This is a genomic window from Lutibacter oricola (assembly GCF_900106565.1).
Classification (GTDB): Bacteria; Bacteroidota; Bacteroidia; order Flavobacteriales; family Flavobacteriaceae; genus Lutibacter; species Lutibacter oricola.
In genome coordinates, this window is sequence record NZ_FNNJ01000007.1 from 1 (window position 1) to 20963 (window position 20963).

Below are 20963 nucleotides of genomic sequence, written 5' to 3' on the forward strand. Positions count from 1 at the left end.
TCTACTGTTACTGGNGTATTGATTGTTGTTACTGCTGTTTCATCATCTGCAACTGGTGGCTCTTGTGTCAATGTAATATCAACTTGTCCTTCATCAGTTAATCCGTCTTCATCTTCTACAGTATATACAAAACTAATTGGATCTGTACTGTCTGCTGGGGGTGTTACTACCAACTCTCCTGATGTTAAAGTAACTTCTGTTCCATCTGCTAATGTTACTGTTGCTCCTTCTGTAATTGGTGTTCCATTTACTTCTGTGATCACTAAGTTTGAATCGTCTCCATCTGGATCTACATCTCCTTCTAATACATCTACGGTTACTGGTGTATTGATTGTTGTTACTGCTGTTTCATCATCTGCAACTGGTGGCTCTTGTGTCAATGTAATATCAACTTGTCCTTCATCGGTTAATCCATCTTCATCTTCTACAGTATATACAAAACTAATTGGATCTGTACTGTCTGCTGGTGGTGTTACTACCAACTCTCCTGATGTTAAAGTAACTTCTGTTCCATCTGCTAATGTTACTGTTGCTCCTTCTGTAATTGGTGTTCCATTTACTTCTGTGATCACTAAGTTTGAATCGTCTCCATCTGGATCTACATCTCCTTCTAATACATCTACTGTTACTGGTGTATTGATTGTTGTTACTGCTGTTTCATCATCTGCAACTGGTGGCTCTTGTGTCAATGTAATATCAACTTGTCCTTCATCAGTTAATCCGTCTTCATCTTCTACAGTATATACAAAACTAATTGGATCTGTACTGTCTGCTGGGGGTGTTACTACCAACTCTCCCGATGTTAAGGTAACTTCTGTTCCATCTGCTAATGTTACTGTTGCTCCTTCTGTAATTGGTGTTCCATTTACTTCTGTGATGACTAAGTTTGAATCGTCTCCATCTGGATCTACATCTCCTTCTAATACATCTACTGTTACTGGTGTATTGATTGTTGTCACTGCTGTTTCATCATCTGCAACTGGTGGTATTTGTTCATAAGTTATTGTTACTGTTGCTTCATTAGAAACTGTCCCGTCATCATCTTCAATAGTATAATTTATTGGAGTTGGGTTTCCAATATAACCATCAACAGGGTCGAAAGTTATATTACCTGCTTCATCTAACGTCCAAGTTCCTTGGCCTGAAACAACTAAAGTATCAAAATCTCCATCTCCAGTTGTATCAACTGCTCCAGTTGTAGTAATAGAAACTGTACTAGCATCTAGCGTTCCATTTGGATCTGAATCAACACCTGAACCATTATCTTCAAGAACATTTATGGTAACATTTTCTGTAGTATCATTATTTAAGCTTTCATCGTTTTGAGCAACTGGAGTACATTCTGAACTAGCAACATCATCATCTGTTGAACTTACATCATTTTGACCTCCAGAAACTAAACTTGGAACTCCGTTTGAATCAACACCTCCTGTAATTTGACCTAAACCATCTAATTGTGCTGTTGTTACACTTGCATTACCTTCCAAAGCATCAGGACAACCATCGTTATCACTATCGTTATCAAATTTATCTGGAATTGAATCTCCATCAGAATCTTGGCAAACTAAAGGGTCGGTATAAATAAATACTTTTCCATCAGCTGCATCTCCAGTAGAGTTACTAATAACTTTTAAAGATGCAATACTTGAACCTACTGGTCCTAATTCTGAAATATTATATACGGCAATTTTTATTTCTTGACCATTTTCTGCGAAAACATTTGTTGATAAATAATTTGCTGAATTAGCCACCAAAACAATTTGAGAACCTAAATAAGCTCCACTTGGATCATAAGCTTCAATTATTGTATTGTTATTTCCACCTCTTTCAGAAATAAATAAAAATGTATCCCCTCCAATTAAAAGTGGGTTATTATAATAAAGGTTATAATAATCAGAAGCTACAATACCTCCATCTTGTTTTTGAAAATGATTTACATTTCTATCTTGAAAAGCATCAAGTATTAAATTATTCCAATCAGGATTTGAAATATTATCTCCTGTTGGGCCTGTATTACCGTTTACATTGTTTGTTACTTCATATACATGATTTTGGTTAGCAGTTGCAAAACCTTCAGCATAACCATCTGGAACAACAAAATCTGTATAAGATTTTCCATCTATTGTTATTGCGTCTAAAATTGCTGAATTATTCCATCCAGTTCCTGTAAAAGAAAATTGAGTGTTTGTTGTTGTAAAAGGTCCAGTATTTCCTATAGTAGCGTTACATTCTTCAGTATCCAAAATACCATCATTATCATCATCTAAATCACATCCGTCAGGAATATTATCATTATCATTATCTGCATTATCATCAAATCCATTACAAATATCATATTCATTAATAACTCCATCTCCATCATCATCTAAAGGGTCAAAACCTGTAGCAGTTACAATTGTACCTAAACCACCGTGAACATCTGCACCAGTAGTAGTAGTACTAGGGAAAGAATTATAATCTACTAAGTCATAACTATCATTAACATCATCTCCAAAAAAAGAAACACCATAAAACGGTTGATTTGGTAAAATACCTAAATCTGAAAAAGTAATTATAGAAACTCCCATTCTTTCCGTGGAACTTCTAACATACGTTGGATAGTTATCGCTATTGGTATCTTCATAAAAAGCATATTTTCTCCCTGGGTTATATGACGAAACGTTAGGATTTCCATATGATGAAGAATTTATTGTTTTTAAAGGTCCAAAAGAACTAGGGTTTCCATTACTATCTACACTTAAGATAGCTGCAACTTTATATGGATTATTACCACTTTTTTCTGTTGCTAAAAACCCATTCAAATCTAAATCAGCACTATTGCCAATTGTTAACGCCTGGTAAATAACATCAATTCTTTCTATATTCTGAGGCCCTTCATCTCCACTATTATTTCCTGTGTTTTTAAATACATCAAGAGCTCCAAGATTGACATCCGAATCTCTTAATAATGATGTTAAATCAATATTACCCGGAACTCCAGGTAATCCAGGAAGCAACACACTTGTATTTCCAGAATGCTCAATAAAAAAACTTGCTTTATTTCCTACAACATTAACTCCGCTACTATTTGGAGTTAGATCTCTCCTTCTAATAGTATAACTTTGACTTGGAAAAGGTATTGTAAAAACACGCCCACTATACGTCACTGTTTCAATACTAACATTATCACCTTGACCAAAATTGTATGTACTATAAGAGTCAACATCACCAATTGACTGAGAACTAATTGTCCAACTCTCTACAGGACTCTGTGCTTTTATTCCTACAAAAGAAACTCCAAGTAAAAAAATAATTGCTATTACTAATTTATTATTCATCATATAAAAAATTATATTTCTATCTTCTTAATTTTATTTTTACTAACTACTTTTTGACACATAGTTATTCTAATTAGTCACATTATTAACAATAATAAAATGATTATTACGTTTAGAGTTTACTCTAAAATTTTTACTATAAAAATGGTCTGCTACAAATTACTTAATATTTAAATTTTTGAATTTTTTTAATTCTTTTTAGAAATCATTTAAACTCATAATTTGTTTAATTGGATTAGTATTGCAAAAATATATTTTTTTTGATTTTATTATTATTAAATAAACAAATGGATGATAAAATTTAACCTTTAACACCATTTTAACACTAACTTGTACTTTTGAAATTAATACTAATATTTTTACGTTTTTTTCGGATAAAATATGCATTCATATCTTATTTCACGCTCTTTATAAATAAAAAGAGTCTTACTTGTACAAGTAAGACTCTTTTTATTTATAAAGAAAATTAAATCTTTAAAAGTATATCTATTTAATCACATCTGGATTTAATATCACAAATTCTGTTCGTCTATTTAATTGATGTGCAGCTTCTGAACATTTTACATCATTTGAACATTTATTTACCAATTGTGTTTCTCCATATCCTTTTCCTGAGATATTTGCTGCATCTACTCCTCGATCTATTAACCACGCTAATGATGATTGTGCTCTTCTGTCTGATAATGCCCAATTATACTTGTCTGGTGCTCTACTATCGGTATGTGAACCTAATTCTACCTTCAAACCTGGATACTTCTTCATTATACGTGCTACTTTCTCCAACTCTATAGCGGCATCTTCTCTAATAAATGATTTGTCTAAATCAAAGTAAATTGGATTGATATTAATCATCATTAAGCCTCTAATCTTCACAAATTCACTTGGCGCTAATGTTAAACCTAAACTTAACTCTAAATCTTGTACTTCTGAGGTTGTAAATTGCTCGGTATCTTCTGTATAATCTTTCTTACTTCCTATTATCTTATATGCTTCTCTACAATCTACATTAAATTTAAATGTTGCAAAATCGTCTGCTATTACACTTTCTATAACTTCTCCTTGAGCATTGTATAAATCTACTTTTGCTCCTGGTAATAACGCTTTGGTTCCGCGCTCTCTTACTACTCCTTGGGCTATTTGATTACACTCAAATGATATTGGCTCTAATTCTTTAAAGTAATAAATATCATCATCGCCTTTTCCCCCTTTTCGGTTCGATGAAAAATGCCCATCTCGTTTTCCTTCTCTAAATACTAAACTAAAATCATCTTTCTCTGTATTGATTGGGAATCCTAAATTTCTAGATTCTTCTATACCTTCACCTCCTAATATCTTAGTTACATAAATATCTAAGCCTCCTTTTCCGTCTTCATATCCATTGGATGAAAAATACAATACATCATTCGCATCTATATATGGAAACATCTCTTTTTTTCTTGTATTTACATTTGGACCTAAATTCTTAGGCGTTCCAAAACTACCATCGCTATGGATATCAACAACATAAATATCTGTTTGACCTAATGATCCTGGCATATCTGATGTAAAATACAACTTGTCTTCCTTTGCATTTAATACCGGATGTCCTGTTTGATAATTATCACTATTAAATGGCATAGCCTCAATATCAGTCCACTCTCCTTCATCTCCTATCTGTGCTCTATACAACTGAATCAAGTTCATTCCTGTTGTATCTTTCTTAAACTTCTTATCTAAATAATTGTTTCTTGAAAAGTAAACTGTCTTTAAATCTTTTGTAAATGTTACATTAGATTCATGATACTTGGTATTCAAAGTCTTAGAAAATCGCTCTATCTCTGTAAGTTCTCCTTCTGAAGTTACAGCTCCTTTATACAACTCTAAAAAAGGTTGCTTGTTAAAAACCCATACGCGTTTGCGTACAGCTTTATCTCGTCTACTTGATGCAAAAACAGCTTCATTCTCTCCATAATAAGAAACTCCAAAATCAGAGTACTTTGTGTTTTGATCAATATTCTTTATTGTATAATTAGCCTCTTGCGCGGTTACCATTCCAACACAAAAAACAAGTAATATAAGGGTAAGTTTTCTCATCTTTATCGCTTTTTAGAAGAATCTTGGACTCTTTAAGTTCTTTCTATTAAAATTAAATAATAACATAATCTCATGACTTCCTGAGTTAAAATCTCCAAAACGTGTAATCGTATGGTCATAGGCATAACCTATTCTAAAATCTTCATTTACTTGAAATCCAACCATACCACTTATAGAATCATCTAATCGGTGTGATAGCCCTACTTCAAACTTCTCATCTACTAATAAATTTGCCGAAAGATCTACTGATAATGGTGCGCCTGCTGTAGCTTTTATCATAGTTGATGGCTTTAACTTTAAATTATGAGCTATATTAAACACATAACCTGATGTTAAAAAGTAGTGCATCTTCTCTGATGCTGAACTAATAACTCCTCCATCTTTTTCTAAATGACGGGTCTCTAAAAAGTTGGGTGCAGATAATCCTAAGTAAAACTTATCTGTATAATAATAGATACCTGCTCCAAAGTTTGGTGATGTTTCGTTTATTGGAACATTCAACGGATCTGGATCAACCATAATGGTTTCTCTTACGTCTAAAAGAGTTACACCGGCTTTAAGTCCAAAGGCTAACCTTCCTTCTTCTGATGTGTGTATCGTGTAAGATAAATCTACATAAATGTTGTCTTCCTTTACGGGACCAATCTCATCGTGGATAATTGACAATCCTCCTCCTAAATTATTACCCAATGGTGTGTGTGCATTTAAAGTAACCGTTTGAGGAGCGCCTTCAACTCCTACCCATTGTGTTCTCCCCAATAATCCTATACTCCCTATTCCCATAGAACCAGCATAGGCTGGGTTCAATACATTCATATTGTACATGTATTGTGTGTATTGCGGATCTTGCTGTCCGAAAACCGTGCTCGCGGACATCAAAACTAAAACGCTTAAAAGTATTTTTATTTTTTTCATAAACCTAGTTTAAAATATGATTTAGAAGAGAGAAAAGAGTTTTTACAGCTCTTTCCTCTCTGTTTTTTACTGTTTTTATTTTCTTAAATATATCCAACCTGTTTGAGGCTTACGCTCATCGTTGTTAAAGTAAATCGTATAGAAATATGTTCCTGCTGGTAACATATCTGAACTTAAGTTCCAACGACCATCTGAATATCCATCCCACCAAGTAGGTGTCGTATTCTCATTTCCATTGTGCTTATATTCATAAACTATATTTCCATATCTATTTACAATCTCCATACTAAAGTTTGGATACAATACTTCTAAATGTTCTATCTCAAACACATCATTAATACCATCTCCATCTGGTGTAAACCCTTCTGGAATAGTTAATAGTACTATTGGAGCTGTTGCAATCTCTGCCATATCGTCTTCGTAGATATCTCCATTACCTGGTGTAGAGTCTATATCTAACTCATTGGCTGCTGTTACTTCTGCTTGGTTTAACCAATCTCCATATGGCTTCACATACGCCGTTACAACTAACGTTTCTGTGTCTCCATTTAATACTGTACCTACATTCCATAATCCTGTAGTAGCATCATAAGTTCCTACCGTAGTAGTGGCACTTACAAAGTCATATCCTGATGGTAACAAGTCTAGCACTTGAACCCCTGTTGCCGTACTTGGACCTACATTCATTAAATTGATTGTAAAGTCTACATTTGTTTCAGCTACTGGCTCTAAATTGTCAACATCTTTTGTTAACTCTAAATCTGCTACTTGAACTGGAGCTAATGTAATACAAGATTCATCATTTGTGGCATCAATATCTACCTGATGAACACCCGCTACTAATGCACAGTTGGTATAGCTTGTTGCATCGCCGTCTGCTTCTACAATAACATCTATTAATAACACTTCTGTATCATTAGACTCAATCTCGCCTACATTCCAAATTCCTGTAATCTCATCATATGTTCCTACTGTTGAACTGTAGTTTACAAATGTGTATGATAATGGTAATAAATTATCTAATACCGTTACCTCTGTTCCATCTAATGGTCCATTATTTGTTAACTGTATTTCAAATGTAATTACATCTCCTACATTAGGTGTCATATTACCATCTACAACTGTTTTTACAATTGCTAAGTCTAACTCTGCTACTGGTACCGTTGCTGCACAGTCATAATCGTCTTCTGTTGCATCTCCATTACCCGGTGTAGAATCTACATCGTCTTCATTGGCTGCAATAATCTCTGCACAGTTTTCATATTCTCCACTTTCTAAAACTAAAACATCTACTAATAAGACAGCTGTATTACCAACTTCTACATTTCCAATGTTCCATAATCCTGTTGGTGGATCATAAGTTCCTATTGTTGAACTATAGTTTACAAAGTCATATCCTGATGGTATTAACTCTGTTACCTGAACGCCTGTTGCCGTAGTTGGCCCTTCATTTATTACTCTTATTTCAAAAGTAATTTGATCTCCTACTAATGGTGCCGTTACATCATCAACAATTGTTTTTGTTAAACTTAAGTCGATAACTGCTACTGGTACTACACTTACACTTCCTACGTTGTTCGATGGGTCTGGATCTTCTTGATCTGATAGCACCGGACTTGTTGTATTGGTAATTGTTGCTCCAACAGTTCCATCATCAATGCTTGCCATAATTGTTAAGCTTGCCGTTGCTCCTGATGAAAGCGTACCGATCATCCATTCTCCTGATCCACTATTAAAAGCCCCGTATGCTGTTGTTGAACTTACATAAGTAACCCCTACTGGTAAATTATCTACCAAACTAACACCTGTTGCTGTATCTGGTCCATTGTTTACAACCTCGATAACATAAGTAATGACATTTCCTTCATTTGGAGTGGCATCATCTACCGTTTTTGTAACTGCTAAATCTGCACTTGTTACATAAACTGTTTCTTCTAAATCATCTCCATCTGTTGTTGGATCTGCTTCATTTCCTGCTGCTGGAGTAGTAACATTGGTAATGTTATTTCCTGCCTGAGCTGCATCAACTTCAGCATTTAATATCAACACTGCTGAACCGTTTATTGCTACATCTCCTATACTCCAAACTCCAGATGTATCTGAATATGTATTTACTGTTCCGCCTGTTGCTATATGACTTACATAAGTTAACCCTGCTGGTAATTGATCTGCTAACATAACTCCTGTTGCTGGACTTGGCCCATTGTTTACAACTGTTAATGTAAACTGAACTACATCTCCAACATTTGCCGTGGTTTGATCAACTACTTTCGTTGTTACTAAATCTGCAATCGCTACTGGTGTAGTTGTTGCCTCATCATAATCATCTTCACTTGGATCATTATTTCCTGGTGTTGATGTTGGATCTTCTTGATCTACTGAGGTTACTTCTGCTGTATTTGTATAATCTCCTGTGGCATTTACAATTGCTGAAATAACCAAGGTCTCATTCATTGTTGCCACTACCGATCCTACATTCCAAGATCCTGTAAACGCATCATATGTTCCTACTGATGCTGTTGCACTTACAAAGGTATATCCTGATGGTAATTGATCTACAACATTTACTCCTGTTGCATCGTTCAATCCATTATTGGTTAACGTAATAGTAAAGTTTACAGTATCTCCAACATTTGGTGTAGCTACATCAACTTCTTTTAATAGCGTTAAATCTGCACTTTCATTTACTTCTACAGTAACTATAGCTGTATCACAATTTGTAGGGTTCAACTCCTCACAAATTTGATATTCGATATCATAACTTCCGCCTGGTGTTCCCGGTGGTACACTTATAATCCCTGTTACTGGATCTATAACTGGAACTGGTGCTCCTGGTGTTACTGGTACTGCTGGTGTTACCACTGCAATTGTTACATCATCTATCAATACTGGAACACCATTTAAAGTGTCTGATCCACTTCCATTGTCTGAAAGTACGTTTCCTACATCTGGATCTCCATTATAACCATCTATATCTGTTACTAAGTCATTTACAGCATCTATTGGTGCTGGTTCTACAACTACAGTTACTAATGCATCATCACAGTTTGTTGGATTCAACTCCTCACAAATACTATACGTAATTGTATAAACTCCTGCCGGTGTGCCTGCTGGAACACTTACTGTTCCCGTTGTTACATCAATCTCTGGAACTGTTGCTCCTGGTGTTAATGGTACCGCTGGTGTTGTTACTGTTAAATCAACAGCATCTATATCAACCGGTACTCCATTCAACGTGTCTGCTCCAACTCCATTGTCTGAAAGTACATTTCCTACATTAGAACTTCCATCTAAACTATTTACTGGACTTGCACTGTAATCATCATCTTCTGCTAAAATCTCTGCAGCTTCTACAATCACTGTTACAGTAGCAATAGAACAATTTGTTGGGTTTAATACCTCACATATTTCATAGTCTAACTCATATGTTCCTGCTGGTGTACCTGGCGCTACATCAACTGTTCCATCTCCATTTAAAGTCAATGCCCCTTCTGGATCTGCTGTTACCAATGTTAAAGTAACATCTGATGGTACTACTGGAGCTCCATTCAACGTATCATTATCAAATACATTGACAACTCCAACTTCTCCCTCTAATCCATTTACTGGACTTGCTGGTGCATCATCTACCGCATCTATTACTGGCGCTTCTACTTCTACCGTTATAATAGCTGTATCACAATTTGTTGGATTTAAATTCTCACAAATCGTATACTCAATAGTATAAGTGTCTGCTGGCGTACCTACTGGTACACTTACAATTCCTGTTACCGGATCTAATAACGGCACCGGTGCTCCTGCAATTGAAGCTGCTGGTGTGTCAATGGTAATAGCTACATCTGATAATACTACTGATACTCCATTTAACGTATCATTGTCTAAGGCATTTCCTACGTTTGGCTCTCCATCCAATCCATTTACTGGACTCGAACTGTAATCATCATCTACCGCATCAATTACTGGTACATCTACCGCAATAGTTACAACTGCTGTATCACAATTTGTTGGATTTAACTGCTCACAAATTGTATACTCTATCTCATAATCTCCTGCTGGTGTACCTGCTGGCACACTTACATCTCCTGTTACTGGATCTAAACTTGGTACTGGGTCTCCTGGATTAATAGGCGTTGCTGGTGTATCAACTGTTATATCAACCTCTGTAATATCTGTTGGTACTCCATTTAACGTATCCTCTCCATCGCCATTGTCAGACAATACATTTCCGGCAACTGGTGTGCCATCTAATCCATTTCCGCCATCTATTAAATCATCCTCTGCAACTATAGGTGCTGCATCAACAGTGATTGTTACTGTCGCTGGATCACAATTTGTTGGATTTAATAACTCACAAATCGTATAATCAACAATGTAGTCTCCTGCTGGTGTACCTGGTGGAATACTTACAATTCCTGTTGATTCATCTATTAATGGTACAATACCCGTCACTGGAACTGCGCCTGTTCCATCATCAAATAACATAGATGTATCTGAAACATCTATAACTACTTCTGAAACATCTGTTGCTACTCCGTTTAAAGTATCATATCCATTGTCATTATCTCCTAAAATATTTCCTGCATCTGGTGTTCCGTCTAATCCATTTCCTCCTGCTATTACATCATCCTCTGCAACTATTGGAGCTGCCTCCACAACTACCGTTACAACTGCTGAATCACAATTACCTGGTGGTGTCGGTGTTAAATTATCACAAATCGTATAATCTATCGTATAAGTTCCTGCAGGGGTTCCCGCTGGTACACTTACATTTCCTGTTGCTGGATCAACCTCTGGTACTGGTGCTCCTCCTATCGAAACTGCTGGTGTGTCAACTGTAATGGTTACATCACTCGCTAAAGCTTGAACTCCATTTAACGTGTCAACACCATCTCCTGTATCACTTGTTAAAATATTTCCTACTAAAGACTCCCCTTCTAATCCATTTACCGGACTTGAACTAAAGTCGTCATCTTGTGCTAAGATCTCTGATGGTTCTACAACTACAGTTACTAATGCATCATCACAGTTTGTTGGATTCAACTCCTCACAAATACTATACGTAATTGTATAAACTCCTGCCGGTGTGCCTGCTGGAACACTTACTGTTCCCGTTGTTACATCAATCTCTGGAACTGTTGCTCCTGGTGTTAATGGTACCGCTGGTGTTGTTACTGTTAAATCAACAGCATCTATATCAACCGGTACTCCATTCAACGTGTCTGCTCCAACTCCATTGTCTGAAAGTACATTTCCTACATTAGAACTTCCATCTAAACTATTTACTGGACTTGCACTGTAATCATCATCTTCTGCTAAAATCTCTGCAGCTTCTACAATCACTGTTACAGTAGCAATAGAACAATTTGTTGGGTTTAATACCTCACATATTTCATAGTCTAACTCATATGTTCCTGCTGGTGTACCTGGCGCTACATCAACTGTTCCATCTCCATTTAAAGTCAATGCCCCTTCTGGATCTGCTGTTACCAATGTTAAAGTAACATCTGATGGTACTACTGGAGCTCCATTCAACGTATCATTATCAAATACATTGACAACTCCAACTTCTCCCTCTAATCCATTTACTGGACTTGCTGGTGCATCATCTACCGCATCAATTGGATCTGCTTCTACAACTACGGTTACTGTAGCATCATCACAATTTGTTGGTGTTGAATCTTCACAAATGGTATAAGCAATTGTATATGTACCTGCTGGTGTACCTGCTGGTACACTTACATCTCCTGTTACTGGATCTAATACTGGTACTGGTGCTCCTCCTATTGAAACTGCTGGTGTATCTATTGTAATATCTACTGCTGCTACTGTTGCTACAACTCCATTTACTGTATCATCTCCCGATGGCATTAAACTGTTATCTAATACATTTCCTACTGCTCCTCCTAAATAACCTAGAACTGGTGAACCACTAAAATCATCATCTGTAGCTTCAATAGTTGCCTCTACAACTACCGTTACTGTTGCCGTATCACAATTTGTTGGGTTTAATACCTCACAAATTGTGTAATCTATCATATAACTACCTGATGGTGTATTTGCCGCTACACTTACTGTACCGTCTGCATTAACTGTTAATGGACCTGTTGGTGTGCTGGTAATTGCAACATCTGCTGTTGTAATACCGCCTACATTATTTAACGTATCATCATCTAAAACATTTGCACCTGGCACTAATCCTCCTACTAAACCATCTACAGGTGTTGATGAATAATCATCATCTTCTGCATTTATTACTGCTGCTTCTACAACTACCGTTATTGTTGCTGTATCACAATTGCCTGGTGGCGGTGGATTTGGTGTTAAATCATCACAAATCGTATAATCTATAGTATACGTTCCTGCTGGTGTACCCGCTGGTACCGATACATTTCCGGTTGCTGTATCTACTACTGGAACTGTTCCCATTGCTGGTACTGCTCCTGTTCCATCATCAAACATCATAGTACCTGTAGTAATCGTTACATCACTCGCTAAAGCTTGTGAACCATTTAAGGTATCAACACCATCTCCTGTATCACTTGTTAAAATATTTCCTACTAAAGACTCCCCTTCCAATCCATTTACTGGAGTTGAACTAAAGTCGTCATCTTGTGCCTCTATTGTTGCTGGTACTACTGTGATTGTAGCTATTGCTGTTTCACAGTTCCCTGGCGTTGGTGGGCTTACAGTATTTAAATTCTCACAAATAGTATATGGATATGAATAAACTCCTGGTGTTGTTCCTGGTGCTATGCTTATAGTTCCATCTGCATTCATTGTAATGCTTCCATCTGTTGGTGTTGGCGCAGTTCCTGGTGTCAACGTAATATCTGATGGGTTGATTGAACTTCCATTCAATGTATCATTGTCTAATACACTTGTGGTTAGTCCTCCATCTATACTGTTAATTGGTCCAAATGGATCATCCGTAGCAACTATCGTTGCTTCTTCCACAACAACCGTTACTCTTGCTGGATCACAATTTGTTGGATTTAACTCCTCACATAAATTATAATCTATCGTGTAAGTTCCCGCAGGTGTGCCTGCTGGCACACTTACAACTCCTGTTGTCGCATCTAAACTAGGTACTGGCCCTCCATTAATAGAAGTAGCGGCTGCTGTTACCGTAATATCTACCTCATCTAATTCTGCTTGCTCCCCATTTAATGTATCTGCATTTGCTCCATTGTCTACTAAAACATTTCCTACATTTGAATCTCCTACTGCTCCATCTACTGGCGTTGACGTATAATCATCATCCTCTGCTAAAATTACTGCTGCTGTTACTCGTACAAAAACACTTGCCGATGTACAATTTGTTGGGTTTGCAATCTCACATATAGTATATGGTATCGTGTAATCTCCTGCTGGTGTTCCCGCTGGGACACTTACAGCACCAGTTGCTGGGTCAACTAAAGGTGCTAAACTACCTGCTGGAATTGCTCCTCCATCTACCGTTGGTGCTACTGGGAAACTTACTGTTACCAATCCTATTGCTACTGGCGTGCCATTTAAACTATCAGCACCCAAACCATTATTTGGTAAAATATTTCCTAATGTAGGATTACCTTCATATCCATTTACTGGTGTACCTGTAAAATCATCATCTCTTGCTAAAATTACTAAGTCTGCTACAACTATAGTCGCATCCAAAATATCCCCTGTAGTATCAGTCGTATCGGTATAAGTCCCTGCTGCTGCTGTTGTACTATTTGTTACTGAACTTGCTGCTGCACTTGTGTCAACAGTTGCCGTAATATTTAATGTCGCTGTCGCTCCATTTGCTAAATCTCCTATCAACCATTCTCCTGTTGAATCGGTATAAGCTCCTGATGAATCATCACTCACATAACTTACTCCTGATGGTAAAACATCTGTCAAAGTAACTTCTTGATCTCCACTTGGACCATCATTTCTTACTGTAATTGTATAAATAATGGTATCTCCTACTGATGGAGATGCTACATCTACAACCTTAGTAGTTACCAAGTCCGTTACACAATCTGTTGATGTATATGGAATTAATAATACATCTGATCTACATCCCGTAACAGTATTTTCTACCGTAGCATATAAAGTTCCTGTTCCTGCTGGAAATAATTCCGTTGATGTCCAAATACCACTCGTATTAGGTGCATTCGCCTCTGTGGTTAATGCTGCGTTTTTCCAAACTTTGATAACTTCATTGGCTGCTAAACTGTTGCCAAATGTTACCGTCATATATTCATTTGAACATACATCTACCTCACTTGAATCTATTACTGGCGCTTCTGGTGATGGGTTTACAGTTACATCAACTGTATCAACTGATGTACAACCGCCCGGACGCGTAATGGTTACCGTATAACTAAACGTAGTTACAGATGCTAAAGATGCTCCCGAATACGTAAAGTTTGGTTGTGCTGTATTTAAATTGTCTAAATATGCTTCTTCTACTGCACTTGCTCCTGTCCAAGAATATGTGTAATCAGGATTACTTACTGCTCCCAACTCTACACTATCATAGGTCTCACATACTGGAATGTCTGATCCTGCAACGCCCTCTAAAACACTTGGAGAACCCATATCTACACTTGCTGGTAAACAAATACAAGGATTATCATCCACATTCATAACCAATAAAATGTTACAAGCTTGACTTGGTGTTGCTGTAAACTGAATACTTTCTGTTACTGAACCTCCTGCTGGAATTGTTGCTGTTATATCATGACTTCCTAATTCTAAATCACCAATATCATAAACTCCATCTCCATTTGCATCATAAAATGCTTTTATAACTGATGGTGGCGTTACATCTACTGCTGAACTATTATCTATTGTAAAACTAGCAGTTATTAATTCATTTGCAAAACTAACACTTGCAAGTGCCGAATCTAAATTAATTGCAACTGCTGCTTTGTTAATATCTAAATTTTCTCTTGTACTTCCTGTAGAAATTAAACTTGTTCCACAAGCTGTACCTCCACATGTACCTCCAGGAGTTTGATCTACATAATTAGTAAAACTAACTTCTGCATTCTCTGCACAATAGCCAGCATCTGGTATTATATCAAAATTAAACTCTGTAATTTCAGTATCTCCTAACCCTGCTGGATATTGTATAACTAATTCTGAATCTGTAGAACTTACTAAAGTTACCACGTTTACACCAACATTTACAAAACTTCCACCTACGTAAGTAACTCCTGTAGGTAAATTAACTCTACCATAATCATTCGCACCTGTTGTTGCTCCTGGTACTGCAGGCAACTCAGAAATTGTAGTTAGAATATTTATTGTTTCCTGCGCTGAGCAACCGTCAATATGTCCTCCATTAGGATCAGCTAATCCTGGTAATGTTATTGTTGCTAAAGCATCATAAGTTGCTGACAATCCATTTACTTGAATTCCATTTGTTAAAGATCTACTTCCATTTCCAACACTTGGTTCTCCACAAGTTCTATCTCCATTTACAATAAATGACAATGCAGAATTTGAAACGTAATCACAAGTTGTTTGTAAAGTGAAACGAACATTTGCTGATCTATCACTTGGTGTTGCACCAACTGCTCCTGTTCCTGGTATTCCTCCAAATGGAGTTAAGGCTGAATGTGTAATGTTTACAGAGTATGTATCTGTTCCTGTTACAACAGAAGAAGTAACATCCTCCCAATTTCCAGATCCCGAAGGATATTCAACTTGAACTTGATTAACATCTAAAGCCGCTACCCCATTAAATACTTGAACTGAAGCAACAGCGTCAACTACCGTACCTGGTTGTGCACTTAGATATTCAACATCTACTACAAACGGATCACACATATTTACTGCACCCATTGGTTGAGCTGTAATACTTTGCTGAATTTGCGCTAAAGCAGGCTGCAATGTTAACTGAGTTGAGTTATCATAACAAGCTGCAGTAACTGAAGAATAATCTGTTGGGTAAGCATCGCAATTCCAACCTAAACTAAAGTCTACAGGAATATCTGTACAACTCGTATACGTTGCTTTTACTCTAATATTTTTAGATTGAGAAACATTTAAGCCTCCAATTTCAATATATGAATTCCCATTTATTTCAACTACGTTTAATGCTACAGGACTTAAAGGCGCTGTAATATCATCAGCACCTGTTACAGTAATATTTGTTGTTTGTGGAACATAAATCCAATTAAAACCAACATCACCACCTATTGCACTTGTATTTGCAACATTTATATCAAATTCAGCTTCAGGACTATGCCCAACTACTGTTGAACTTATCATTGGTTGAATAATATATGTAGGTTTTAAATAATCTAAATTAACAGAAGGTGTTCTTGTTAATAATTGACTTGGAATTGGTGTATCTGTATATGCTAAATGCTGAACTATTGTTGTTGCTTCAACCGCAGGTAACGGAGAACCACCTTCTTGCAACTCACAACTTCCTTTAACCGTTACATGCATTCTATAAGACCCCCCAGACCTTTGGTCCATATCTATATAACCATTTGCTCTGTTTGGTGTTATAGTATACGTATTTACGCCTACTGTACCTAGAGCTGGTGAAATATCTAACTGTCCGGCACTTAAAGAAAAAGTACCCATATTAGTATATTGGTCAATAGCACTAATACTTAATCCATCTGGTATTGTTAACACCGTAGATTGTATCATACTTACTGGTCTATACTCTCCTGGATGTAATTTACCTGCATTTTCCTGAATATAATCATTATACAATGATAGTTTCGGTTCTTCACAATATTTAAAAGTTTCATTATAACTACCATATGGGTGATTTCTTGGTTTTAAATACCCTACTTGATCTCCCCAATCAAAACAACTTATTGTCTCATTTGCAACACCATCATTATCATTATCATTTGCTAAACCAGAAGTTGTACCTGTTAGCGTCTCTTCAACTTGATATCTTCCTCTAAACCCAGCAAGTATATGATAGTTTTGATTATAAGGTTTATCTGTGTTAAAACGATACACAAAATTCACTTCAAAAGTATCAGTATCATTTAAGTTACTTGCAAGTGCAAAAGACAAATTATACCTTAAACTATGATTAGTTGCCGAACCAGTAATAACTGGGGGATGTGAAACATTATCAAAAGGAATTTCGGTTCCTCCATTTATTTTCACAGTACCTCTCAAAAATTCAATATCATCAACCCCTGTTCCTGCTGTACCATCTGTTATATATGTTTGAACAAAATACAAATTATCTGATTCTAAATTACTCATAAAACCAGTAGTTTCAACCATCATTTCATCACCTGCTAAATATTTATCTAATTCATACATTGGTGAACCGTCAATATTTGTAGCTGTTAAATCAACCTTTGAAGTCATAGAAGGATCTGCCCAACCTGCTGTAATTCTATAAGCGTCAAGTCCTGTAATATTTGGACCTTGACAAGGGGGATTACATGAATGTTCTATTATAGGTTCAAAATCACCACAATGGATATCATATTCAAGTAAAGGATTAGTAGCCCCACCTGTAAGTCTTAATTTTGTTTCGTAACTTATATTAATAACGGTTTGAGTACCTCCAAATAACAATTCAGTACAATCCATCACCAATGGAAAAGGAAAATTACCTGAGTAATAACCACTAGCATGCGATAAATCTGTTGTTGTATAGGTAATAATATTAGTACCTGTACCATTATCAACCCCTGGCACATATGAATCACTTGGATCTATAACTTGACTAAAGCCAGGAGGCATAGTTCCTGTATCAAATCCCACAACACTAATACCCCTTGGAGCAATAATTGAAACTTCAAACTCACTATCTGTATTATTATTAAAGAAAGCATGTCCATTATGAGTAAAATTTGAAAACATTTTCGGTTGTAAAGTTACATTAAAAGGAACCCCTTCTAATATATCTGTATCTTGTTCAAAAGTAGTAGCTACTCCTCTATCTCTCATAAAGTTATTGTAACCTAAATCATCACCTACTGTTGGTCTTGGTGTATTACATTGGTCTTTTACAAGCGCATCTACATACACATGTTGCCAATACATAAATTGCTTACTACCAATACTACAATTCATTTTTGAAGTTGGATCTGGCGTATAATCAAACTCTATTACAACAGAACCTCCCGGAGCAATATCATCAAAAAAGCCATCACCATCAATATCTTCTAAACCTGTACCCAAATCATCTGGATCAGTTCCAAAAGTATCAGGAGCAATCGTAAGTGTTGACCCCCAAGTTCCTGAAACTGTAGGAACTGTACCTCCTCTATTTGAAGCCCAAGGTACTGGAGTAAATGCTACCTGTGCATTTCCAAGTGTAAAATTTGTAAACGACCTAGTATCATATGCTTCTGGACCTGTATGTGGATTTGTAGTATATGTTGTTCCACCCACTTCTCCATTTCTACCCAATCCTAAATTGAATAAAAAATCTTGTGCCCAAGCCGCAGCTCCTGTACCATTATTGGTTATTGTTAATTTAACATGATTTGTTTGCCCTAAATTTATAGAATTAACATTTTTTGTAATTGACAAGTTTGGACTTTGAACTCCAAACAACACATTACCTGTTGTAATTTGTGAAGCTTGACAGGTCCATTGCGTAATATGATTAATAGTCGTATCAACACAGTCTGTTAACTCAAAACTTTCTTCAAAGGTTAATTTTTCTCCACCTTCAAATAAGCCATCACCATCTTCATCTGTAGTAGCAACATTATATGGCGCTACATTTAAATCATAATTATATACTAAATGTGTAGCTGTAGATGAGCCAGCATCTGGAGTTAATAAATTACCATTATATGATAAGGTATAATTTAAAATACTTGAACCAACATCTACAATATGTTGTCCTTGAGAAATACTTGCATTACCACCATTTATGTCTGAAACATTTCTAGTATGAACATTACCTCCACCAACTATTCCATTGACAGGAGTTATGGCTTCTATAGACAATGAAGCTGCTAACAAATCATAATTTCCAATTAATGGGTTTATGTCTGTTGCTGTTTGTGGACCTACTAATGTCTTCTCATAAGTTATTTCTACATTATCTTTAAATGAATTACCTGCTTCTTTATAAGTAACAGCATCACAATTTGCAGTTCGTTCAAAAGTAAAGTTAACATAATCACCTGCATCCCAAATATCTGTTTCATTTCCATTGTTGAAAATTGAAAAAATTGGAGCGTTTAAATCAGTTATATCATCCTCAGCTAATACAAATGTACCAACACCTGCATTATTATCTGTAATAAGAATAGATGAAGCCGTATATAACACCCCTGGAGGTAACTGTACCTGCACCCTTAAGGAATGTAATTGTTGCGGTGCTCCTTTTAAAGATTGTACCGAAATTTCATTAGTTGTTCCAGTAGCGCTCAACGCTTCAATATGATTCTGATTTAAATAAACCAATCTCACATCTCCATTATTATTATCTGCTCCTCCAACACCAAACTGGGCAAAAACAGACGTGAGTGTAAACATAAAAAAAGTCAAAAACAACATAGTTGTCCTTGCTTTTTTCAGATTTATCTCACCAAATTTTGAAATAAAGTAATTGTTTTTCATATTTATTTGATTAATTAATATTTTTAATTTTACTATATACACAAAAACTCTTAAAATTTAATTTAAGATTTTTACATGTTTTTATTCTAGAAATACCAGCTAAAAAAGTTGATTTTCAGTTTGGGTTAGTAATAATTTTATTGATTCTCATGTTGAATTACAATCCAACGCTTCATTAGTCGTAGTGTAAAAATATATTTTTTTTTTATTCCTCCAATAAAAACATTCAGTTATTTTAAAAAAAACAACCTTTTCTTAATAAAATGCTACCATTTATTAACTTTAACATTAAGTAAATACTGATTTATCAGTATTAAATCAAATTTATTAGAGAAGCTGTATTTTTCACTCCATGTTTTTTAATCAAATTCTGCCTATGAGTATTAACAGTTTTTGGAGAAATATTAAGAATATTTGCTATTGCGCTACTTGTTTCTCCTTTGGCAATTAAACCTAATATTTGACGTTCTCTTTTAGTTAGTTTCAATTCCGGTGTTAAAATTTCATCCAACTCAGTTTTCAACCTCTTTACCGTATCGTCTAATTCTCCATTAGCAACAATTGTATTTTTGGGATATGGAAGCATACCATAAATATCACTTACATCGGTAATTGAAGTTACTACAAGTTCTGGAATTTTATTAACATCTTCAGTTAACACCATAACCGATCTTTCAAAAGTTTTTTTAACCCCTTTTTTTAACTCAGCATTAAAAACAACTTTTAAAACCTCACGCCTTGGTACAATTTTATTTTTTAATGAAAAACTTATTACATGCTGGTCAGCTTCAACCATTTTTTCAAGATGACTAGGCTCTATTTTTTCTAAAAACTTTTCTATTGTTTCTTCATCTCCTTCAGCAAATTCAAGGTTAAAATTTTTAGAATACAGTATTGGAGAAAAATCTTTAATATTTAAAATTGCAATTAAATCAGGCTTTACAATATCTACATAAAATTTAATCCAATTGTTATAATCATTTAGGTCTATTTTTCTAGAAAGATCACTTTCATTATAGACTTCAAACATTTTATCTACATTATATACTTGCATTAAGTAAGGTATTGCTAGTTGGTTAGATTAATTGCTCAAAAATAACCAATACATTTACA

5 protein-coding genes are annotated in these 20963 nt (G+C 35.6%); all 5 read right to left on the reverse strand.

Translation table 11 applies throughout. The features are described from left to right. On the reverse strand, window positions 1–3320 hold a 3320-nt coding region (locus BLU40_RS12360; protein WP_217633397.1), incomplete at its 3' end, for an Ig-like domain-containing protein. 483 nt (window positions 3321–3803) lie between these two features. Next, window positions 3804–5390 (reverse strand): OmpA family protein, encoded by a 1587-nt coding sequence (locus BLU40_RS12370; RefSeq protein ID WP_090123972.1) that lies wholly within the window; start codon window positions 5388–5390, stop codon window positions 3804–3806. A gap of 12 nt (window positions 5391–5402) precedes the next feature. Further along, a complete protein-coding gene (locus BLU40_RS12375; RefSeq protein ID WP_090123974.1) occupies window positions 5403–6305 on the reverse strand; it encodes a PorP/SprF family type IX secretion system membrane protein in 903 nt (300 codons plus the stop codon). 75 nt (window positions 6306–6380) lie between these two features. Then, window positions 6381–19766 carry a T9SS type B sorting domain-containing protein gene (locus BLU40_RS12380; protein WP_175454788.1) on the reverse strand — a complete coding sequence of 4462 codons (13386 nt, stop codon included), beginning with the start codon at window positions 19764–19766 and terminating at the stop codon, window positions 6381–6383. 397 nt (window positions 19767–20163) lie between these two features. Then, window positions 20164–20904 (reverse strand): helix-turn-helix transcriptional regulator, encoded by a 741-nt coding sequence (locus BLU40_RS12385; RefSeq protein ID WP_245729947.1) that lies wholly within the window; start codon window positions 20902–20904, stop codon window positions 20164–20166. Between the last annotated feature and the right edge of the window lie 59 nt (window positions 20905–20963).